Below are 22,394 nucleotides of genomic sequence, written 5' to 3'. Positions count from 1 at the left end.
CCTTCGGCTGGTGCGATTCTCGCCCGCTCGCGCGGCGGGTTGGGCGCAACGCGTGCCGGCCGGCCATCCAGGCCCTCGGCGCGGGCACGCCGCCCATGACGCTCGCGCTCCGCCCCGGGCGCCTCTAGCCCGGGGCGCCTCTAGCCCGGGGCGTCCGGCCCTTCGCCCCGGCGGTTGCGGGGGACCCCGCGCCCGCCCTCGATGCCTCGGCTCATAGCTTTCTGCAAAAAATACGGAGGTTTTCGCAAGAAGCTGTCATGCCTCTGCCACTAAATTCCGCAATCCGCTCGCACCGTGCGTGCCCCCAGCAGTTCGTGGTCAGACCAGTGGGTCTAAGCTCAAACGGTAGCGGTGCCATTACGACAACAGTTTCCATAAGAGGATGGGCGTGATGTTCAAAGCCAGTCACGTCTTGCAGGACGAGTTCCTAACCCGGATCTCTGCCGCCAAGGCCGCCGATTTTTTCCCTGTCATCAGCGCCAACTACAGCGTTGACGAGGCAGCCTATCTTGATGAGCTCTTGCAGCTCGCCGATCCCGGCCAGGACGGCATCGAGGCTATCCGCCGCAGTGCCCGCACGTTGATCGAAGACGTGCGCAGCCGGGACAATGCCGTCGATACCCTCGACGCACTGCTTCGTCAGTACAGCCTCGATACCCAGGAAGGGCTGATGCTCATGTGCCTGGCCGAGGCTCTGCTGCGCGTGCCGGACGCCGCCACCGCCGACGCGCTGATCCGCGACAAGCTCAATGCCGCCGAGTGGGAGCGTCACCTCGGCAAGAGCGACAGCGTGTTGGTCAACTTCGCCGCCTGGGGCCTGGTGATGACCGGCAAGGTGGTCGACCCGGAAACCGCCGATGGCCGCCCGAAGAACATCCTCGGCAAGCTCATCCAGCGTTCCGGCGAGCCGGTGATCCGCGCCGCGATGAACCAGGCGATGAAGCTCATGGGCAAGCAATTCGTGCTCGGCCGCACCATCGCCGAGGCGCTGAAGAACGGCCGCCCGGAGCGCGAGAAGGGCTACACCTATTCCTTCGACATGCTCGGCGAGGCGGCGCTGACCCAGGCCGACGCCGAGAAGTACATGGCCGACTACCGCAAGGCCATCGACACCGTCGGCGCCGAGCCGCAGGTCGGCCCGGGCCCCAAGCCCTCGGTGTCGATCAAGCTGTCCGCCCTGCACCCGCGCTATGAAGTGGCGCAGCGCGAGCGCGTGCTCACCGAGCTGTTCGCCAATGTGCGCGAGCTGGCGCTGCGCGCCCGCAAGCTGGGCGTCGGCATCTCGGTGGACGCCGAGGAAGCCGACCGCCTCGAGCTGTCCCTGGAACTGTACGAGAAGCTGATGCGCGACCCGGCCATCGCCGGCTGGGGCGAGTTCGGCCTGGTGGTGCAGGCCTATTCCAAGCGCTGCCTGCCGGTGCTGGTGTGGCTGACCCTGCTGGGCAAGGAACTCGGCGCCAAGATGCCGCTGCGCCTGGTCAAGGGCGCCTACTGGGACAGCGAGATCAAGCAGTGCCACGTGCAGGGCCTGGACGGTTTCCCGGTATTCACCCGCAAGGAGGCCACCGACACCTCCTACCTGGCCTGCGCGCGCTTCCTGCTGTCGGAGTTCACCCGCGATGTGATCTACCCGCAGTTCGCCAGCCACAACGCCCACACCGTCAGCTCCATCCTGGCCATGGCCGCCGAGCACGAGCAGCCCCGCGAGTTCGAGTTCCAGCGCCTGCACGGCATGGGCGACGCGCTGTACGACACGGTGCTGGAGAAGCATGGCAAGACCGTGCGCATCTACGCCCCGGTCGGCGCCCACAAGGACCTGCTGCCCTACCTGGTGCGGCGCCTGCTGGAAAACGGCGCGAACTCCTCGTTCGTCCACCAGCTGGTCGACCCGAGCACCCCGGTCGAGTCACTTCTCGGTCACCCGGTGACGCAACTGCGCAAGTTTAAGTCGCTCAGCAATGAGAAAATTCCCCTTCCGCCCGCGCTGTTCGGCGCCGCGCGGAAAAACTCCCAAGGCATCAACATGAATATTCAGCACTCCTGGGCCGAACTCGAGTCCGCCTACCAGCCGCACCTCGACCGTCAATGGCAAGCCGCCCCGGTGATCAACGGCCAGCAGCTGGCCGGCAGCGCCCAGGAAGTCCGTTGCCCCTACGAACTCAGCCGCGTGGTCGGCAGCGCCCAGTTCGCCAGCGCCGATCAGGCCAAGCAGGCCCTGGACGTGCTGCAGGCCGCCTGGCCGCGCTGGAACGCCACGCCGATCGACGCCCGTGCCAGCGTGCTCGAGCGTCTGGCCGATCTGCTCGAGGCCAATCGCGCCGAGCTGATGGCCCTGTGCACCCTGGAGGCCGGCAAGAGCCTGCAGGACGGCATCGACGAGGTGCGCGAGGCCGTGGATTTCTGCCGCTACTACGCCCAGCAGGCGCGCCTGCGCCTGGGCCGCGAAGAGCTGCAGGGGCCGACCGGCGAGCGCAACGAGCTGTTCCACGAAGGCCGCGGCATCTTCGTCTGCGTCAGCCCGTGGAACTTCCCCCTGGCCATCTACCTGGGCCAGATCGCCGCGGCCCTGGTCGCCGGCAACTGCGTGCTGGCCAAGCCGGCCGAGCAGACCAGCCTGATCGCCGCCCGCGCCCTGGAACTGATGTTCGAGGCCGGCCTGCCGGCCGACGTGATCGCCTTCCTGCCGGGCGACGGCGCCACCCTCGGTGGCGTGTTCTGCCGCGATGCCCGCGTCGCCGGCGTGTGCTTCACCGGCTCCACCGATACCGCGCGCATCATCAACCGCCAGTTGGCCGAGAAGGCCGGCCCGATCGCCGCGCTGATCGCCGAGACCGGCGGCCAGAACGCCATGATCGTCGACTCCACCGCGCTGCCCGAGCAGGTGGTCAAGGATGCCGTGCAGTCGGCCTTCACCAGTGCCGGCCAGCGCTGCTCGGCGCTGCGCGTGATGTACGTGCAGGCCGACATCGCCGAGCGGGTGATCGAGCTGCTCAAGGGCGCCATGGCCGAACTCAAGGTCGGCCCGACCCACCTGCGCGTCAGCGACGTCGGCCCGGTGATCGACGCCGAGGCCAAGGCCGGCCTGGAAGCCCACATCGCCCAGCTCAAGGGCGAGGGCAAGCTGATCGCCGAGGCCAGCCTGCCGGCCGGCCTGGACGGCCACTTCGTCGCCCCGGTGGCGTTCGAGATCGGCGGCATCGACGAGCTGAAGAAGGAAAACTTCGGTCCCATCCTGCACATCGTCCGCTACCAGGCGGCCGATCTGGACAAGGTGATCGCGGCCATCAACGGCACCGGTTACGGCCTGACCCTCGGCGTGCACAGCCGCAACGAGGAGACCGCCCTGCGCATCGAGGCCCAGGCGCGGGTCGGCAACCTCTACGTCAACCGCAACCAGATCGGCGCCGTGGTCGGCGTGCAGCCCTTCGGTGGCTGCGGCCTGTCCGGCACCGGGCCCAAGGCCGGTGGCCCGAGCTACCTGCTGCGCTTCGTCAACGAGCGCACCATCTCGGTGAACACCACGGCGGTGGGCGGCAACGCCTCGCTGCTGTCGCTGGGCGACGAGGTCTGAGCTAACACAGGGAGGCGCCCAAAAGGCTCCTCCCGGCCCTGGCCGAGCCGCCCACAGGCGGCCCGGTCAGCGGTTCCCAGGCAGCGGGCGCATACCGCGCGCGCTAAAAACTAGAGCCACGGCCCGAGCCGTGCCAACACGAGAACAACAAGATGAGCGAGCAGAACGTTTTTGTTGTAGGGGTGACCTTCGTGGTCTACCTGATGCTGATGCTGGGGTTGGGCATCGTCGCCTACCGTCGCACTCAGAATTTGTCCGACTATATCCTCGGCGGCCGCTCCATCGGCCCGGGCACCGCGGCGCTGTCCGCCGGCGCCTCGGACATGAGCGGCTGGCTGCTGCTGGGCCTGCCGGGTTACGCCCTGGTGGCCGGCTTCGAGGCCAGCTGGATCGCCGTCGGCCTGCTGGCCGGTACCTGGCTGAACTGGCTGTTCGTCGCCCGTCGCCTGCGCGTGTACTCCCACGCGGCGAATGACTCGGTGACCATGCCGGCCTACTTCGAGAACCGCTTCAACGACAAGTCCCGTGCCCTGCGCGTGATTGCCGCGGTGATCATCCTGACCTTCTTCCTGTTCTACACCAGCTCCGGCCTGGTGGCGGCGGGCAAGCTGTTCGAAACCGTGTTCGGCTTCGACTACCAGATCGCCGTGGTGGTCGGCACCCTGGCCGTGGTGTCCTACACCCTGTTCGGCGGCTTCCTCGCCGTGGCCTGGACCGACGTGGTGCAGGGCCTGCTGATGGCCGCGGCGCTGGTGCTGGTGCCGGTGTTCGCCCTCAACGCCGTGGGCGGCGTCGACGCCGCGCATGCCGCGATCCTGGCCAAGAACCCGGAAATGCTGACCTTCTTCAGCGACACCAAGGGTGAGCCGCTGGGCATCATCGCCATCCTCTCGCTGCTGGGCTGGGGCCTGGGCTACTTCGGCCAGCCGCACATCCTGGCGCGCTTCAAGGCGATCTCCAACGAGAAGGACATGCCGACCGCGCGTCGCATCGCCGTGAGCTGGACCGCCGTGACCCTGTTCGCCGCCCTGGCCATCGGCTGGGTCGCCGTGGGCTACCTGGAGACCGACCTGGCCGACGCCGAGACCGTGTTCATGGTCCTGGTCAACAGCCTGTTCCACCCGGTCGTGGCCGGCATCCTGATGGCCGCCGTGCTGGCCGCGGTGATGTCCACCGCCGACTCGCAGCTGCTGGTGAGCTCCTCGGCCCTGGCCGAAGACTTCTACAAGGCGCTGCTGAAGAAGAACGCCAGCGACGCGGAACTGGTCTGGGTCGGCCGTGGCGCCGTGGTGCTGATCGCCATCATCGCCCTGATCCTGGCGCTGAACCCGGATACCACCGTACTGGGTCTGGTGTCCTACGCCTGGGCCGGCTTCGGTGCCGCCTTCGGCCCGGCCATCCTGCTGTCGCTGTACTGGAAGCGTATGAACCGCAACGGCGCGCTGGCCGGCATCATCCTCGGTGGCGTCACCGTGGTGGTGTGGAAGCAGCTGTCCGGCGGCATCTTCGACCTGTACGAGATCATCCCCGGCTTCATCCTGGCGACCGTCGGCATCGTGCTGGTCAGCCTGTTCACCGAGGAGCCGGAGTCGGCCCTGCAGGCCCAGTTCGACAAGGTCGAAGGCCAGCTGGCCTGACGGGTTTCATCCCTGCCTGCAGCCGGTCGTCTGCAGGTGGGGCACTCGAGCGCGGATTGCATTGCCGATGCCCGCCTCGGGTTCCACGACGACCCGATAGTGCTTCGCCGGTCCACACCCCAGGGTGTCGGGCCGGTTTTTTTTGCGGATGCCGAAAAAGCGCCGGCCGAACCCCGCTCGCGCCGGGCAATTTTGCCGCCCGCAGCTACGCTCTTGAATATCCCATGGCGGATCGTCAGGCGGCTCTCAGGCGCCTGCAGGAGTCGATAGCTGTGAGCGTCCCATCCCCGGGCGTTGGCCAACCCGCCCCCTGGTTCACCTGCCGCAGTCCACTGCGCGAGCGCTATGTCTTCGACACGGCCGCCGGGCGCTATATCGTCCTGTGCTTCTTCGGCTCGGCCGCCGAGCCACTCAGTGCCCGGGTGCTGGAGTTGCTGGCCGCCGAGCGCCGGCGTTTCGATGACGACAACCTGTGCTTCTTCGGCGTCTCGGTCGATCCCGAGGACGAGCGCCAGCAGCGCGTCACCTGCCGGCTGCCGGGGGTACGCTTCTTCTGGGACTTCGAGCGGGCGGTCAGCACCCTGTACGGCGCGCAGCAGGCCGACAGCCAGTACCGCCGGGTCAGCTATGTGCTCGACCCGCTGCTGCGGGTGCTCGCCGTGCTGCCCTTCGCCAGCGACGCCCAGGCCCATGTACGGGAACTGCTGGCGCTGCTCGATCGCCTGCCGGCGGTCGGAGCGGCCTGTCCGGCGCGGATGCAGGCCCCGGTGCTGGTGCTGCCGCGGGTGTTTGAGCCCAAGCTGTGCCGGGCGCTGATCGACTATTACCGCAGCCAGGGCGGCGAGCCGTCCGGCTTCATGCAGGACATCGACGGCAAGACGGTGCTGGTGCTGGGCAAGGACCACAAGAGCCGGCGCGACTGCCTGCTGGCGGACGAGGCGCTGCGCCTGGCCTGCCAGCGGCGCATCCACGAGCGGCTGGTGCCGGAGATCCACAAGGCCTTCCAGTTCCGGGTCACGCGCATGGAACGCTACCTGGTCGGCTGCTACGACGCCGGCGAGCAGGGGCATTTTCGCGTGCACCGCGACAACACCACCAAGGGCACGGCCCATCGGCGCTTCGCCGTGTCGCTGTTCCTCAATACCGGCGAGTACGAGGGCGGCCAGTTGCGCTTTCCCGAATTCGGCCCGGCGCTGTACTCGGCGCCAGTCGGCGGCGCCGTGGTGTTTTCCTGCGCCCTGCTGCACGAGGCGACCCAGGTCACCCGCGGGCAGCGCTACATGTTCCTGCCGTTTCTCTACGACGAGGAGGCGCGGCGCATCCGCGAGGAAAACCAGGCATTTCTCGAGCTCGAGCCGGCCCCCGCCGGGTCGCGCGCGGCGGGCCGGGGCGGGTAGCAGGGCGCGCGGCCCTGGGCTTGCCGGAGGCCAGGCCCTACACTGGCGCGATAAAACCAGAATATCAGCGTGACCTTGCCTGCATGAAAATCCAACCCCTGCCCCCGCTCAACAGCCTGGTGGCGTTCGAGGCGGCTGCGCGCCACCTCAGCTTCACCCTGGCCGCGCAAGAACTCAGCGTCACCCAGGGCGCCATCAGTCGCCAGGTGCGCCTGCTCGAGGACTACCTGGGCAAGACCCTGTTCGAGCGCACCACCCGGGCGATCCACCTGACGCCGACCGGCGGCCAGTACTACGAGACCGTGCGCGAGTCGCTGCAGCAGCTGGCCCATGCCACCGGGCAGATCCGCCACTGGCACGGTGCGCAGCAGGTCACCGTGGTCACCAGCACGGCGATGGCCTCGTTGTGGCTGCTGCCCAAGGTCGCCGAGTTCCAGCGTGACAACGAAGAGATCGACCTGCGCATCATCGCCTACGACCACGTCAAGGACTTCTCCCGCCTGGATTGCGACCTGGCGCTGTACTACTGCCGCACCCCGCCGAAGGACATGCAGGTGACCCCGCTGTTCTCCGAGGAGGTGTTCCCGGTGTGCAGCCCGGGTTACCTGGCCAAGCACCCGGACCTGCATGAGCTGCAACAGCTGGCCGGCTGCACCTGGCTGTGGCTGGAGGACCCGCAACGCGACTGGATCGGCTGGGGCGAGTGGTTCCAGCGCCTCGGCCAGCCGGCGCCCAAGCCCCGCCACCGGATCAATATCAACAGCTACTCGATGCTGATCCAGACGGCGCTCAGCGGCCAGGGCATCGCCCTGGCCTGGTCGAACCTGATCGACAATCACCTGCAGACCGGCGCCCTGGTACGGCCGATCGGCGAGGCCCTGCACACCGATGCGCAGTTCTGCCTGCTCGAGCCCCTGGGGCACGGCAGCAGCCGGCAGAGCGTCAAGCGCTTTCGCGACTGGCTGATGCAGCAGCTGCCGCCGGAGGGCCTGGGCGCCTGATCCCGGGCTGAAACGGACACTGCCGCAGGCTTGTGACCTGCGGCAGTGGTGCGTGGGGCTGTGCCTTCGTCGCTTGCCGGGGCGGGCGACGGCGGCGCCTGTGCAGGCCGGGCGCGCCGGTAGCGCGGGGTGGCCCCGCCCGGCACGCCCGGGCATGGGGCCTGGGTCGTGCCGGGAGTCTTCGGGTGGGCGAGCGCCCTGCCACGGGTGCTGGGCGGGGCGCCGGAGCCTGGCCGACGCCCGAGGCGCGGTGCAGGCTCTCTTGCAGGATCGAGGCCGGCGGCGGTCGCCGTGTCCACGCTCCATCGGGGCGACAGGTTGCCCGCGCCGGGCCCACCCGGCAAGCCATTCGTGGTCATGGATTAATGACTTTTATACATGGATATGGCCGCGCAAGGCTTCGATCCATCAGGAACTGGCCCTCGCAGGCGCTTTCGGGAATTTGTGATTAAAGCTCATAAATAGCCCCGTAAAAATTCGTTTGTCGAACACGCCCCCGGTTGCCGAAACTCGCCGCCAACGACGCCAGGCCCATGCGCCTGCCGCTCATCAGCAACCGTGCCCAGCAGGGGAGAACAACAATGACCCAAGCCACTTCTCAGCAGATTCCAGTGCAGCAGCTGGAAACCGTCCTCGCCCCGATCCACGAGGCCACCGGCCTGTCCAACGAGTTCTACACCGATCAGCGCCTGTTCGAACTGGAGCGCGATCAGATCATGGGCAAGACCTGGGCCTGCGTCGGCTTCGCCAGCGACCTGAGCCAGAACGGCTCGGTCAAGCCGGTCGACTTCATGGGCCTGCCGCTGCTGCTGATGCGCAACCGCGAGGGTCTGGTGCAGGTGTTCCACAACGTCTGCAGCCACCGCGGCATGAAGCTGGTGGAGGAAGAGGGCGCCGTGCAGGGCGTGATCCGCTGCCCCTACCACTCCTGGACCTACGACCTCAACGGCGGCCTCAAGGGCACGCCCCACGTCGGCGGCATCGACAAGCACAAGGACGAGCGCTTCGCCTGCGAGAAGCATGGCCTGAAGGCGATCCGCAGCGCCATCTGGATGGACATGGTGTTCGTCAACCTGTCCGGCGACGCCCAGCCGTTGGAGGAGATGCTGGCCCCGCTGACCGCGCGCTGGAGCCAGTTCCTCGGCGAGGACGGCATGAACCTGATGCGCCGCCGCGCGCACATGGACGCCACCACCCTGGACATCAAGTGCAACTGGAAGCTGGCGGTGGAGAACTACTGCGAGGCCTACCACCTGCCCTGGGTGCACCCGAGCCTGAACACCTACTCGCGCCTGGAAGACCACTACAACATCCTGTTCGACGAGCAGTTCGCCGGCCAGGGCAGCTACGCCTACAACCTCTCCGACGTCGCCGGCACCCACCTGCCGCAGTTCCCCAGCTGGCCCCAGGACCGCCTGCGCAACGCCGAGTACGTGGCCTTCTTCCCCAACGTGCTGCTAGGCATCCAGGCCGACCACGCCTTCGCCATGCAGCTGGAGCCGGTGGCGCCGGGCCGCACCATCGAGCACCTGCGCCTGTTCTACGTCGGCGACGAGGCCCTGGGCGACGAGTACGCCGCCTGCCGCAACGCCATCCTGGAATCCTGGAAGGTGGTGTTCGCCGAGGACATCGCCTCGGTCGAAGGCATGCAGAAGGGCCGTCACTCGCCCGGCTACGGCGGCGGCGCCTTCTCCCCGGAGATGGACGTCCCCACCCACTACTTCCACCAGTGGGCCGCACGCAAGCTGCTGGCCGTCGCCCAGAACGCCTGAGGAGGCCGCCATGTATCCGATCGCCGAGCATTGGCAGAACTATATCGACGGGCAGTGGTGCGACAGCGAGTCGCGCCTGACCGTCAACAACCCCGGCACCGGCGCGCCGCTGGCGACCATCGCCCAGGCCTCTGTCGCCGATGCCGAGCGCGCCCTGATCGCCGCCCGGCGCTGCGCCGACAGCGGCGAGCTGAGCCGCGTGCGCCCGGCGCAGCGGGTCACCTGGCTGCTGCGCATCGCCGCGGAGATCCGCGCGGTGGCCGAGGAGGGCGCCTGGGTCTTGTGCCAGGAGAACGGCAAGAGCCTGAATGACGCCCGCGACGAGTTCATCGAGGCGGCGCGCTACTTCGAGTACTACGCCGGCATGGCCGACAAGATCGAGGGCACCTCGATCCCCCTGGGCGACGGCTACATGGACTTCACCGTCTACGACCCCATGGGCGTCTCCGCGCAGATCGTGCCGTGGAACTTCCCGGTGTCGATCTGCGCCCGCTCCCTGGCCCCGGCCCTGGCGGCCGGCAACGCGGTGGTGATCAAGTCGCCGGAGCTGTCGCCGCTGGGCATGTGCGTGCTGGTGCGCGCCATCGCCCAGGCCGGCCTGCCCCAGGGCGCGGTCAACCTGATCTGCGGCCGCGGTCGCGAGGTCGGCACGCACCTGGTGGGCAGTGCCAAGGTCGACCAGATCGTCTTCACCGGCTCGGTGCCGACCGGCCAGACCATCCTCCGTGACGCCGCCGCGCACGCCATCCCCAGTGTCATGGAGCTGGGCGGCAAGTCGGCGGCCATCGCCTTCGCCGACGTCGACCGCCAGCAGCTGCTGGCCAGCGTCAAGGGCGGCATCTTCTTCAATGCCGGCCAGGTCTGCTCGGCCATGTCGCGCCTGCTGGTGCAGCGCGAGATCTACGAAGAAATCGTCCAGTCCGTGGTCGAGCTGGCCGAAGGCCTCAGCGTCGGCCTCGGCCAGGACAACCCGGACCTCACCCCGGTGGTCAGCGCCGGGCAACTGGCCAGCATCGAAACCTTGTGTCGGCGCGCAATCGATGAGGGTGCGGTGGTGGCCACCGGCGGTGAGGCTTACAGCGACCGCGCCGGGCACTTCATGCGCCCGACCGTGTTCCGCGACGTCAGCCCCGAGATGTGCATCGCCCAGGAGGAGGTGTTCGGCCCGGTCCTGGCGATCATCCCCTTCGACAGCGAAGAACAGGCCCTGGCGATTGCCAACGGCACCGAGTTCGGCCTGGTGGCCGGGGTGTTCACCCAGGACATCAGCCGCGCCATGCGTTGCGCCCGGCGCCTCAAGGCCGGCCAGGTGTTCGTCAACGAGTGGTATGCCGGCGGCATCGAGACGCCGTTCGGCGGCGTCGGCCTGTCCGGCTTCGGCCGCGAGAAGGGCCAGGAGGCGCTGTACAGCTACGTGCGGACCAAGAACGTCGCCATTCGCGTGGCGGGGGAGTAAGCGAGATGTTCAAGACCTGGCTCTGTGTGGTGTGCGGCCTGATCTACGACGAGGCCCTCGGCTGGCCGGACGACGGCATCAAAGCCGGCACCCGTTGGGAAGACGTGCCGGCGGACTGGAAGTGCCCGGAGTGCAAAGTCGGCAAGGAAGATTTCGAGATGCTCGACATCAGCCCGGTGGTGGCCGCCGCGGCGGCCAGCACGCCGCTGCCGGTGCCGCCGGCGCAGCCGGCCGCGCCCCAGGCGCAGCCGCTCGCCGCCCAGGTGCGCGAGCCGATCGTCATCATCGGCAGCGGTTATGCCGGCTATGGCCTGGCCCAGGCCTTGCGCCGGGCCGATCCCGAGGTCGAGATCCGCGTGCTGACCCAGGAGTCCGGCCATCTGTATTCCAAGCCGGCGCTGTCCATCGGCCTGGCCCAGGGCAAGAGCGCCGCGGCCCTGGCCGGCGAGTCGGCCATGGCCATCGAGAAGCGCCTGAAGATCCGCGTCTACCCCCATTGCACGGTCGAGCGCATCGACGCCGCGGCACGGCGCCTGCACACCAACATCGGCGAGATGGAGTACGGCCAGCTGGTGCTGGCCAGTGGTGCGGCGCCGATCCGTCTGCCCATCGAGGGCGATAGTGCAGCGCTGCTCAGCGTCAACAACCTGCACGACTACCAGGGCTTCCGCGAGCGCCTGGTCGGCGTGCGCCGGGTGGCGATCCTCGGCGACGGCCTGATCGGCTGCGAGTTCGCCAACGACCTGGCCGCCAGCGGCTTCGAGGTCAGCGTCATCGGCCTCGGCCAGTGGCCGATGGAGCGCCTGCTGCCGGTCGAGGCCGGTCGCCAGTTGCAGGTCGCCTTGAGCGGGCTGGGGGTGAGCTGGCACCTGCAGAACACCCTGCAGCGCATCGACGCGCTCGACCAGGGCTACCGCCTGAGCCTGGCCGATGGCCAGCAGCTGGAGGCCGACCTGGTGCTCTCCGCCGTCGGCCTGCGCCCCAACCTGGACCTGGCACTGAGCGCCGGGGTTGCGGTGGGCCGGGGCATCCAGGTGGACGCCCGCTTGCAGACCTCGCAGCCGGGCATCTATGCCCTGGGCGACTGCATCGAGATCGACGGCCAGCTGCTGCCGTACCTGGCGCCGATCAACCAGGGCATTCAGGCGTTGAGCAAGACCCTGCTCGGTACGCCGACGGCGGTCAGCTACCCCTTGATGCCGGTGACGGTGAAGACCCCGGTCGCGCCGCTGTGCCTGCTGCCGCCCGCCGTCGGCGTGGCCGGCGAGTGGCGCTGCAGCGCCACCGACGATGGCCTGAGCGCCGGTTACTACGATGCCGAGGGGGCGCTGCACGGCTTCGTCCTGCTCGGTCGCCAAGCACAAGTGCAGCGCAATGCCTGGCTGCAGTCCTGTCAGAACGCACAACGGGCCGTGGCCTGAGGGCAGTCGCATGAAAAAGTCCATCAACCTGCCCCACGACGACGCCAGCTGCGGCTGGTACGCCGCGCTGCCCGCCGCCGCGCCCGCCACCCGCCTGCAGGGCGAGCAGCGCGCCGACTTCGCGGTGATCGGTGCCGGTTTCGCCGGCCTGGCCGCGGCCCGCCGGCTGGCCGAGCACCACCCCGAGGCGCGCATCCTGCTGGTCGACGCCCAGCGCGTGGCCCAAGGCGCCTCAGGGCGCAACTCCGGCTTCGTCATCGACCTGCCGCACAAGTTCGCCCTGGAGCACCCGGACCCGGCGCACAAGCAGCGCCTGCTGGCGCTCAACCGTGCCGCCATCGCCCAGTTGCAGGGCCTGATCCAGAGCCACGGCATCGACTGCCAGTGGTCCCATGCCGGCAAGTACCAGGGCGCCGTGGGCCCGCGCGGCCTGGCCTACCTGGAGCACTTCGAGAAGCTGATGAAGGACCTCGGCGAGCCGTTCCGCCGGGTCGAGCGCGCCGAGCTGGGCAAGGTGCTGGGCAGCGACCACTACAGCGGGGCGATCTACACCCCCGGCTGCTACCTGATGCAGCCGGCGGCCCTGGTCAATGGCCTGGGCCGCTCCCTGCCGGGCAACGTCGAACTGCTGGAAGAGTCGCCGATCCAGCGCCTGGAGCGCGACGGCCAGGGCGGCTGGGTTCTCCACGGCAGCGCCGGGCGCATCCGCACGCCGCGCCTGCTGCTGGGCACCAGCATCTTCACCCAGGAGTTCGGCTACCTGCGCAACCGCCTGCTGCCGGTGATGACCTTCGCCAGCTGGACCCGGCCGCTGAGCGACAGCGAGTTGGCTGTTTATGGCGGCCAGCTCGACTGGGGCCTGACCCCGGCCGACCACGCCGGCACCACGGTGCGCATGACCCAGGACCGCCGCCTGATCATCCGCAACACCTACAAGCACGTGCCCAAGTACGGCAAGAGCACCAGCGACGCCATGCGCGAGTCGATCCGCATGGATCATCGCAAGGCCTTCCTGGCGCGCTTCCCGCAGCTGGCCAACGTGCCGTTCAGCCACACCTGGGGCGGCGTGTACGCCATCTCGCGCAACTTCACCAACTTCTTCGGCGAGCTGGAGCCGGGCGTCTTCGCCTCGGCCTGCGACAACGGCGTCGGCGCGGCCTGGGGCACCATCTCCGGCACCCTGCTGGCCGATCTGGCGGTCGGCGCGGACTCGGCGCAGCTGCGCGACATCCAGGCGGTCACCGGCATGCCGTCGCTGAATCCGCCAGAGCCCTTTCTCGGCCTGGGCGTGCGCTCGCGCATTCGCCTGGCGGCCTGGAACAGTCGGAGCGAGCTATGAGCCAGGTCGTTTCCGGGAAGGGCCCGGTGCTGCTGGTCGATCATCATGACCTGGATTTCGTCCCCCGCGGCGGCCCGCCCGGCGCCGCCTTCGTGGCCCGGGCCATCAGCAACGAGGTATCGCCGAACATCGGCATCGGCTTCGCCCGCTGGGAGGGCGCCGAGGTGGCCTGGACCCTGCTGTACGACGAGGTGATCTTCGTCATCCAGGGCTGCTTCGAGCTGCAGGCCAACGGCCAGCTGTACCGGGTCGAACCGGGCCAGCTACTGTGGATTCCAGAGGGCACCGAGCTGGTCTACGGCGGCCACGCGCTGTTCGGCTACGTGGTCCATCCGGGGGACTGGAAGCAACGTCACGGTCTGGCCTGAGCCGAGGAGCAGCGGCGCCATGGGGATGCACTTCGCGATAGCGCCTGCGCGCGTCAGGCTTCGGCAGGCGCAACCATGCTCGGCCTGACCAGGACCTTCGGCGCCCTGTACCTGGCCAGCCTGCTGATGCAGCTGGGCTCGACCCTGCTGATGACCTACCTGGCGCTGCGCCTGGCCGCCGACGGGGTGGCCGAGTTCTGGGGCGGCGCGCTGATGGCCGCCAACGCCCTGGGCATGGTGGCCGGCGGCAGGGTCGGGCGCGTGCTGATCCAGCGGGTCGGGCATATCCGCACCTACGTCGCCTGCGGCGGGGTGATTTCCGCCGCGGTACTGGCCCACGAGTTCAGCGGCTCCTTGCCGTTCTGGCTGCTGCTGCGGGCGCTGGTCGGCCTGGCGATGATGTGCCAGCTGATGGTGCTGGAGAGCTGGCTCAACGACCGCGCCCGCAGCGACCAGCGCGGCAAGGTGCTGGGTATCTACATGGTGGCGATATACGTCGGCATGGTGCTCGGTCAGCTGGCCCTGAGCTGGAAGGGCGATCTGGGCATCCACGCGCTGCTCGGCGTGGCCATGGCCTTCGCCCTGTGTCTGGTGCCGGTGGCCCTGACCCGCAGCATGCACCCGGCGGCGCTGCAGCCGACGCCTGTGGATATCAGGCTGTTCATCCAGCGGGTGCCGCAGTCGCTGGTCACCGTGCTGATGGCCGGGATGATCTACAGCGCCTTCTTCGGCCTGGCGGCCATCTATGCCAGCCGGCAGGGCCTGGATACCGCCGAGGTCGGTCAGTTCATGGCGGTGATCATCGGCGCCGGCCTGCTCGCCCAGCTGCCCCTGGGCTGGCTGTCCGATCGCTTGCCGCGCGCCAGCCTGATCCGCGCCGTGGCGCTGCTGCTGATCCTCGCCTTCCTGCCGCTGAGCCTCCATCAGTCGCCGTCCTTCGCCGTCCTGCTGCTGGTCGGCGGCTGTATCGGTTTTCTGCAGTTCTGCCTCTACCCACTGGGCGTGGCCCTGGCCAACGACAACATCGAGCCCGAGCTGCGGGTGTCCCTGGCCGGCCTGCTGCTGGTGACCTACGGCGTCGGCGCCTGTGTCGGCCCGTTGCTGGCCGGGGCGCTGATGGAGCGCTTCGGCGCCGCCAGCCTGTACTACTTCTCCGCCGCCTGCGCCGCGCTGCTGGCCCTGGCCGTCGGCCAGGGCAAGGTCAGCGGCGCGCACCTGCAGGAGGACGCACCGCTGCATCACCAGGCCACCCCGGTCGGTCTGGCCAGCGCCACCCTGGCGGCGGCGGTGGAGCCCGCCGAGCCGGCTGCCGGCAGCCCGAGCCCCGGCGAGCCACCGGAGCCGTGCGAGCCGCGGGTCGGTTGAGAGCGCTCCCTTTTTTTGCCTGAACTCACCCAAGTGGAAATCCAGTCATGTTCGACAACAAGAATAAGTACCTGGCCGATGAGGCCGCCGCCCAGCCGCTGCGCAACCCGGTCGGCGTCGAGACCCACAAGGCCGCCCGCGGCTATCGCCTGCAGCGGGTGCGCCAGCAACTGCTAAAGCAAGACTGCGCGGCCATCCTGCTGTACGACCCGGTGAACATCCGCTACGCCACCGACACCTCGAACATGCAGGTGTGGACCCTGCACAACTTCGCCCGCTACGCCCTGGTATTCGCCGAGGGGCCGGTGGTGCTGTTCGAGTTCCACAACTGCGAGCACCTGCACGAGGGCAACGAGCTGCTCGACGAGATCCGCCCGGCGATCAACTGGAGCTACTTCGGCGCCGGCTCGCGCATCGGCGAGAAGGCCGTGGCCTGGGCCGGCGATATCCGCGCGGTGCTGCGTCGGCATGCCGGCGACAAGGCCCGCCTGGCGGTGGACAAGGCCGATCTGGAGGGCCTCGACCTGCTGCGCGAGCACGGCCTGACTCTGGTCGAGGGCCACAGCCTGATGGAGGAGGCGCGCAAGATCAAATCCGCCGAGGAACTGCAGCTGATGCGCTGGACCATCGCCGTGTGCGAGCGTGGCATCCAGCGCATGCACGACGAGCTGCGCCCCGGCATGACCGAGAACCAGCTGTGGGCCTGGCTGCACTACGAGAACATCCGCCACGGCGGCGAGTGGATCGAGACCCGCCTGCTGGCCTCCGGGCCGCGCACCAACCCCTGGATGCAGGAGTCCAGCGACCGGGTGATGCAGGCAGGCGAGATCCTCTGTTTCGACACCGACCTGATCGGCCCCTACGGCTACTGCGCCGACATCTCCCGGGCCTGGACGGTCGGCCACGTGCCGCCCAGCGCCGAGCAGCGCAAGCTCTACCGCCTGGCCCATGAGCAGGTGCAGCACAACATGAGCCTGTTGCGTCCGGGCCTCAGCCACCGCGAGTTCGTCGAGCGCTCCTGGGACATCCCGGCCGCCTACCAGCACAACCGCTACTGCTGCGTGGTGCACGGCGTCGGCCTGGCCGACGAGTACCCGGCCCTGGCGCACAAGGGCGCCGACTGGGCCAGCAGCGGTTACGACGGCCAGTTCGAGGAGAACATGGTGCTCTGCGTGGAGAGCTATATCGGCGAGCAGGGCGGCGCCGAGGGCATCAAGCTGGAGCAGCAGGTGCTGATCACCGCCGATGGTTGCCAGGCGCTGTCGCGCTTCCCCTGGCAGGACGACTGGCTGTAACCGCCGGAGAGGGCGGACTGATCAGTAAAAATCATCGATAGACCGCGCCTGGACGACCTCCGCGAAGTCGCTTGTGTCGCTGCCGAATAGCCGGGTGTCGCCCTGGAAATGGCAGGAAAGGCCGCCGTTTTTCAGGATCTGGCCGGCCCACGGAGGGTCGTCGCTGGTCGCCTCTATTGATGAGCAATGCTCATTACTCGCGCAGATAAAATGGCTTGTCGCGACGCCCGCCCTGTCTGACCATCGAGCCCCCGCTTACAGCCGGGCGCCCTCCCGGTTCTGCCGGCAGCGCAGCCTGGGCGTGGATTTTTCGAGACTACAAAAACAATAGCGAGGCCCCTTGCATGAGAGACATGGTCGCTGAAGGTTCAGCACCCGAGGATTTCAACATCCGCCTGATGGGACTGAACTTCCATCGCATCATCTTCCCGACGTCGCTGCTGGTCGTCCTGGCCCTGGTGCTCAGCGCCCTGAACGACCCGACGGCCTTCGGCCAGGCCCTGGAGGGGGTCAAGGGCTGGATCCTCAGCAACTGCGACTGGTTCATCATGATCACCGGCAACCTGGCCGTGCTGTTCTGCGCCGGCCTGGCCCTGTCGCCCTTCGGCAAGATCCGCCTGGGTGGCCGGGACGCCAAGCCGGAGTTCGGCCTGCTGTCCTGGTTCTCCATGCTGTTCGCCGCCGGCATGGGCGTCGGCCTGCTGTACTGGGGCGTGGCCGAGCCCGTGGCGCAATACACCGAATGGTGGAAGACCCCGCTCAACGTGCCCAAGCAGACCCCCGAGGCGCTGCATGCGGCCATGGGCTCGACCATCTTCCACTGGGGTTTCCATCCCTGGGCGATCTACCTGACCAGCGCGTTGGTGGTGGGCTTCTTCGCCTACAACAAGGGCCTGCCGTTCTCCCTCAGCTCCGGCCTGCAGCCGTTGATCGGCAAGGCCCACAAGGGCCTGGTCGGGCAGATGGTGGACAGCTTCACCGTGGTGCTGACGGTGTTCGGCCTGGCCACCTCCCTGGGCCTGGGCGCCATGCAGGCCACGGCCGGCATCTCCCATGTGCTGGGCCTGCCCAACACCTTCGCCCTGCAGCTGCTGTTCATCCTGCTGGTGACCGGCCTGGCCGGCTTCTCCCTGTGGCGCGGGATGGACGCCGGGGTCAAGCTGCTGAGCAACATCAACATGCTGCTGGCCCTGGGCCTGTTCGTGCTGGTGGTGGCCGGGGTGGGGGCGCTGGCGTTCTTCTCCGGCGTGCTCGACACCACGCTGGACTTCGCCACCTTCTTCCTGCCCCTGAGCAACTGGGTGGATCGCCCGGACCGCGACTGGTTCCAGGGCTGGACGGTGTTCTACTGGGCCTGGTGGTGCACCTGGGGGCCGCTGGTCGGGGTGTTCGTCGCCCGGGTGTCCCGCGGCCGCACCCTGCGGCAGATGGTCGGCGTGGTGATGGTGGTGCCGACCCTGGTGGCCATCCTCTGGTTCAGCGCCTTCGGCGGCGGCGCCATCGCCCAGGTCATCGACGGCACGGGCGCGCTGGCGGCCGGGCTGACGGACGTCAACATGGCGATCTTCCAGTTCCTCGAGGGCCTGCCGCTGGCGGGCATCGGCTCGGTGCTGGTGGTGATCCTGCTGATCATCTTCATGGTCACCTCCATGGACTCCGGCGCCCTGGTGGTCGACAACCTGGCGGCCGGCGGCGATCCCGACACCGCGCCGGTGCAGCGCGTGCTGTGGCTGGTGATGATCGCCCTGGTCACCATCACCCTGTTCGTGGTCGGCGGCGACACCGCCCTCAAGGGCATCCAGGCCGGCGCGGTGGCCATGGGGCTGCCGTTCATGGCGCTGATGCTGCTGCTGATGCTGGGCCTGCTCAAGGCCCTGGCCAAGGAGCCGCGGCACTGAGCGGCGTCCGCCTTCGACACGCGGTGCGCGGGACCGGGGTGGCCCGCGCAGCGCACACTCATGGGCCATGGGCCCGAGGATGCGAGCGATGACAACTGATGCTTACCGGCTGGAGAACTTCGTCGCCGACCTGCGGCGGATCGCTGCCGCAGCGCCGGACGAGGCCAGCCTGCTGGCCGAGGTCGGGCCGCTGGCCCAGCGCGTCGTGCAGGCGCGCGACTGGCTGCGCGACGACATGTACCAGGCCGACGCGGAGCTGGGCTTCGGCACCACCCTGCTGCACGTCGAGCCCGACCAGTCGCTGTTCGTGGTGGTCGACAGCTGGCTGCCCGGACGCGGCGTACGCCCCCACGACCATGACACCTGGGCGGTGGTGGTGGGCGTCGAGGGCGTGGAGCGCAACCTGTTCTGGCGCCGTCTGGATGACGCCAGCCGGCCCGGCCACGCCGAACTCGAGTGCAGCGGCGAGCGGCGCATCGGCGCGGGCGACGTGCTGCTGATGCCCAGCGGCGGCATCCACAGCGTGATCAACGAATCGGCGCGCACCAGCCTGTCGTTCCACGTCTACGGCCGCCACCTCAACCATACCCGGCGACGTCAGTTCGACCCGGAGAACAAGCGCGAGCTGCCGTTCGTGATCAGTCCGCGCTGAGGGCATGGCCGCGCAGCGTGCTTCCCCCCGGCGGCCTCTGGTCGGCAGCGGCGCAATGCACCGGGGCAATGACGCGAATGGATTGCTGCGCGGCGCGGATAGAACGCTCGGCGGCTGTGCCCGACCCTATAGTCGGCCGCGAAGTTGTGGCGTGGCCGTCCGCAGGCAAAGTAAGTCGCCTGCCGTCGGCATACTTTAGGTTCGTCCGTTTAGTTGTCGGTTTCGTCAACTTAGGCTGCTCTTGAGGGCGTATTAAGAGTTGTCTGGGCGGAGGCGGTTAGTTGCACTCGGTGGCAACGAACTGCGCCTGCTCAAGTCAGGCGTGGGCGCGCCTTGTCGTAGTCAATGGCATGCTTGAACTGCCCACAGGTCATAGCCTGTCGGGGGGCTCAGGGGTGCGTGTTAGCTGACCCTTGACGTCATCATTGATGATTAAATGTAATTAATCTGCTGCGCAAAAATCATTTGTAAAAAGCCGCTTGCCGGCGAATTCTTGAGCGGTTGAAAGTGCGTGGAGGCGTGCGCGAAAAGTTTCTTGCCGACTCACCTCGAGTCGTTTGTACATCAGACATATCAAACTATAACAATGGAGAACTTGATATGAGCCGTTCCAGCGGTATGTTCCGTGGCGTCGACGCCCGGATTACCCTCGTATCGACAGCGATAATCCTGGCCTTCGTCGCCTTCTGCGCGGTGATGGGCGAGCAGGCCGGCAGCATATTCGGCGAGCTTTCGACCGGTATTCTGTTGAACTTCAAATGGTTCTACCTGGCCATGGCCTCGGGCGTTCTGGTCTACCTGCTGTACCTGATGGTCAGCCGCTTCGGCAATGTCACCCTCGGCAAGGATGGCGAGAAACCCGAATTCAGCACCGTATCCTGGCTGTCCATGCTGTTCAGCGCCGGCATGGGCATCGGCCTGCTGTTCTGGTCGGTGGCCGAACCCATGTGGCATTACGCCGGCAACCCCTTCAGCGCCACCGCGCTGAGTGCCGAATCGGCCCAAACGGCGATGCGCGTGACCTACTTCCACTGGGGCATGCACGCCTGGGCCCTGTACCTGATGCCGGCGCTGTGCCTGGCCTACTTCTCGTTCCGCAAGGGCAAGCCGCTGTCGATCCGCTCGACCCTGACCCCGCTGTTCGGCGAGGCGCGGATGAACGGCTGGCTCGGCGCCACCTTCGACATCCTCATCGTGGTGGTCACCGCCTTCGGTATCGCCACCTCGTTCGGCCTGGGCGTCGAGCAGCTGGCCACCGGGATCAAGACCCTGACCGGCATCGAGATGGGCATCGGCATGAAGATGCTGCTGATCCTCGGCATCTCCCTGGTCGCCATCATGTCGGTGGTGTCCGGCGTGGACCGTGGCATCAAGCTGCTGTCGCTGTGGAACATGGGCCTGTCGCTGGTGATCCTGGCGGCGGTGATGGCCTTCGGTCCGACCCGCTACATCCTCAACACCATCCTCGAAGGCACCTCCGACTACGCCCAGAGCGTGATCGGCATGAGCCTGTGGAGCGATACCCAGAACGATGCCGGCTGGCAGAACTGGTGGACCGCCTTCTACTGGGCCTGGTGGCTGACCTGGGCACCTTTCGTCGGCACCTTCATCGCGCGCATCTCCCGTGGCCGCACCATCCGCCAGCTGGTGATGGGCTCGCTGGTCATCCCGGTGCTGTTCAGCTTCGTCTGGATCGGCACCTTCGGCGGCGCCGCCCTGAACTATGAAAAGGCCGACCGCATCGCCCATCAGGAGCAGGTGCAGAGCCAGGCGCTGGAAGGCGAGGCGGCCGAGTTCAAGGGCGGTGACGTCCTGGTGGCGACCAAGGCCGATGCCACCAACTCGCTGTTCACCCTGTTCGACAAGATCGAGCAGTCCTCGGGCATGAGCATCGGCGGCCTGCTCGGCGCCCTGGCCTCGCTGCTGATCGTCACCTACTTCGTCACCTCCGCCGACTCCGGCACCCTGGTGGTGAGCACCCTGGCGGCGCGCGGCAGCCTGCACCCACCGGCGGCCAGCCGGGTGGTCTGGGGCCTGATGGTCGGCGCCATCGCCGCCGGTCTGCTGTGGTCGGGCGGCCTGAAGAGCGTGCAGACCGCGGCCATCTGCGCCGCCCTGCCGATCGGGGTGATCCTGGTGCTGATGGCCATGGCCCTGCACCGCACCCTGCTGGTCGAGCCGGCGCGCAGCCTGCAGATGAAAGTGGCCGACGACTACGAGGCCTCGGCCGGCTGATCGTCCTCGCGACCCAGCAAAAGCCCGTCACCGCAAGGTGGCGGGCTTTTTTTTTATGGGCCGGCGTCAGCCGGCTTCCTGGGCAAGCCAGTCGAAGAAGGCCCTGACCGGCGGGTGGCGCTCGCGGCCCGGCACGCACAGCGCGCTGTAGCCGGCGCCGGGCACGCCGATCGCGGCTCTATAGGGCTGCAGCAGGCCGCTGGCCAGGCTCTCCGAGACCAGGATGGAGCTGGCCAGCACCAGGCCCTGGCCGGCGATGGCCGCCTGCAGCGCATAGTGCTCGTCGTCGTATTCGCGGATCGTCGCCGCCCCGTTCAGCCAGTCTTCGCCGGCCTGCGCGCACCAGGCCTCCCAGCCATGGGCATAGAGCTCGGAGTTGTGCCAGTGCACGCTGATCAGCGACGGCGTCTGCTGGGCGGCGCGCGCCACCTGCTGCGGGGCGCCGTAGACCGCGAAGCGCTCCTCGAACAGACGGATGCCATGGAGGCCGCCGGCGGGCTCGAAGCCGTAGCGGATGGCCAGGTCGACGCTGGCATCCTGCTGCAGGTCGACGACCGCGCAGCTGGTGTCCAGGCGCAGCCTGATGTGCGGCTGCGCCGCATAGAAGCGGCCGAGCCTGGGCACCAGCCAGAGCGCGGCGAAGGCCGGCGTGGTGGACACCGTCAGCTGGCCGGCGCTGCGCTGCGGGCGCAGGCTGTCGACGCTCTGCGCCACCTCCAGCAGGGCGCCATGCAGGCTGTGGAACAGGCGCTCGCCGCTGCTGGTCAGGCGCACCCGGCGCGGCAGGCGCTCGAACAGCGGCTGGCCCAACCGGCTTTCCAGGGCGCGGATCTGGTGGGAGATCGCCGTGGGCGTCACCGCCAGTTCGGCGGCCGCGGCCTTGAAGCTCAGCAGGCGGGCGGCGGATTCGAAGGCGCGCAGGGCGTTGAGGGGCAGGGAGGCGAACATGCGGGTTCCATGGGTGAGTTCAGCTCATGCAGGACAACT

General features: G+C 68.2%; 15 protein-coding genes and 1 pseudogene. 15 read left to right on the top strand and 1 reads right to left on the bottom strand.

What is annotated here, in order from left to right:
* Positions 1 to 391 precede the first annotated feature (391 nt).
* From putA to I0D00_RS05950, 15 genes and pseudogenes are all read left to right on the top strand, one after another.
* The gene (gene putA, locus I0D00_RS06015; RefSeq protein WP_213638843.1) at positions 392 to 3,571 is read left to right on the top strand and encodes a bifunctional proline dehydrogenase/L-glutamate gamma-semialdehyde dehydrogenase PutA; all 3,180 of its coding nucleotides are present in this window, start codon (positions 392 to 394) and stop codon (positions 3,569 to 3,571) included.
* Positions 3,572 to 3,723: 152 nt separating this feature from the next.
* Entirely contained in the window at positions 3,724 to 5,208 is a 1,485-nt protein-coding gene (putP, locus tag I0D00_RS06010; protein WP_213638842.1) for a sodium/proline symporter PutP, read from the top strand.
* Between the two features lie 272 nt (positions 5,209 to 5,480).
* Complete coding sequence (locus I0D00_RS06005) at positions 5,481 to 6,605, top strand: 2OG-Fe(II) oxygenase (protein WP_338050392.1); 1,125 nt, start codon at positions 5,481 to 5,483, stop codon at positions 6,603 to 6,605.
* Between the two features lie 83 nt (positions 6,606 to 6,688).
* Complete coding sequence (locus I0D00_RS06000; protein WP_213638840.1) at positions 6,689 to 7,606, top strand: LysR substrate-binding domain-containing protein; 918 nt, start codon at positions 6,689 to 6,691, stop codon at positions 7,604 to 7,606.
* A gap of 581 nt (positions 7,607 to 8,187) precedes the next feature.
* Entirely contained in the window at positions 8,188 to 9,378 is a 1,191-nt protein-coding gene (locus I0D00_RS05995; protein WP_213638839.1) for an aromatic ring-hydroxylating oxygenase subunit alpha, read from the top strand.
* Between the two features lie 10 nt (positions 9,379 to 9,388).
* The gene (locus I0D00_RS05990) at positions 9,389 to 10,834 is read left to right on the top strand and encodes an aldehyde dehydrogenase family protein (RefSeq protein ID WP_213638838.1); all 1,446 of its coding nucleotides are present in this window, start codon (positions 9,389 to 9,391) and stop codon (positions 10,832 to 10,834) included.
* 5 nt (positions 10,835 to 10,839) lie between these two features.
* Positions 10,840 to 11,004: pseudogene (locus tag I0D00_RS21435) on the top strand (rubredoxin); the annotation flags it as partial.
* Positions 10,993 to 12,255 (top strand): FAD-dependent oxidoreductase, encoded by a 1,263-nt coding sequence (locus tag I0D00_RS05985; protein WP_246533235.1) that lies wholly within the window; start codon positions 10,993 to 10,995, stop codon positions 12,253 to 12,255. The pseudogene I0D00_RS21435 and the gene I0D00_RS05985, both read left to right, overlap by 12 nt.
* A 10-nt stretch (positions 12,256 to 12,265) precedes the next feature.
* A complete protein-coding gene (locus tag I0D00_RS05980; RefSeq protein WP_213638836.1) occupies positions 12,266 to 13,594 on the top strand; it encodes an NAD(P)/FAD-dependent oxidoreductase in 1,329 nt (442 codons plus the stop codon).
* A complete protein-coding gene (locus I0D00_RS05975; protein ID WP_213638835.1) occupies positions 13,591 to 13,962 on the top strand; it encodes an ethanolamine utilization protein EutQ in 372 nt (123 codons plus the stop codon). Before I0D00_RS05980 ends, I0D00_RS05975 begins: the two co-directional genes overlap by 4 nt.
* A 75-nt stretch (positions 13,963 to 14,037) precedes the next feature.
* A complete protein-coding gene (locus I0D00_RS05970; RefSeq protein WP_246533179.1) occupies positions 14,038 to 15,327 on the top strand; it encodes an MFS transporter in 1,290 nt (429 codons plus the stop codon).
* 47 nt (positions 15,328 to 15,374) lie between these two features.
* Complete coding sequence (locus I0D00_RS05965) at positions 15,375 to 16,622, top strand: M24 family metallopeptidase (protein ID WP_213638834.1); 1,248 nt, start codon at positions 15,375 to 15,377, stop codon at positions 16,620 to 16,622.
* A gap of 344 nt (positions 16,623 to 16,966) precedes the next feature.
* On the top strand, positions 16,967 to 18,520 hold the full coding sequence (locus tag I0D00_RS05960; protein WP_213638833.1) for a BCCT family transporter: 1,554 nt from the start codon (positions 16,967 to 16,969) through the stop codon (positions 18,518 to 18,520).
* 88 nt (positions 18,521 to 18,608) lie between these two features.
* Complete coding sequence (locus tag I0D00_RS05955) at positions 18,609 to 19,172, top strand: cysteine dioxygenase family protein (protein WP_213638832.1); 564 nt, start codon at positions 18,609 to 18,611, stop codon at positions 19,170 to 19,172.
* A 600-nt stretch (positions 19,173 to 19,772) separates the two neighbouring features.
* The gene (locus tag I0D00_RS05950) at positions 19,773 to 21,407 is read left to right on the top strand and encodes a BCCT family transporter (RefSeq protein ID WP_213638831.1); all 1,635 of its coding nucleotides are present in this window, start codon (positions 19,773 to 19,775) and stop codon (positions 21,405 to 21,407) included.
* A gap of 66 nt (positions 21,408 to 21,473) precedes the next feature.
* Here I0D00_RS05950 and I0D00_RS05945 read toward each other — a convergent pair whose 3' ends face one another.
* Positions 21,474 to 22,355 carry a LysR substrate-binding domain-containing protein gene (locus tag I0D00_RS05945; RefSeq protein ID WP_213638830.1) on the bottom strand — a complete coding sequence of 294 codons (882 nt, stop codon included), beginning with the start codon at positions 22,353 to 22,355 and terminating at the stop codon, positions 21,474 to 21,476.
* Positions 22,356 to 22,394: the final 39 nt, after the last annotated feature.

The organism is Pseudomonas lalucatii (genome assembly GCF_018398425.1).
GTDB classification, from domain to species: domain Bacteria; phylum Pseudomonadota; class Gammaproteobacteria; order Pseudomonadales; family Pseudomonadaceae; genus Aquipseudomonas; species Aquipseudomonas lalucatii.
Note: the sequence above shows the minus strand (reverse complement) of the source record. Positions and strands in the feature narration are given on the sequence as shown.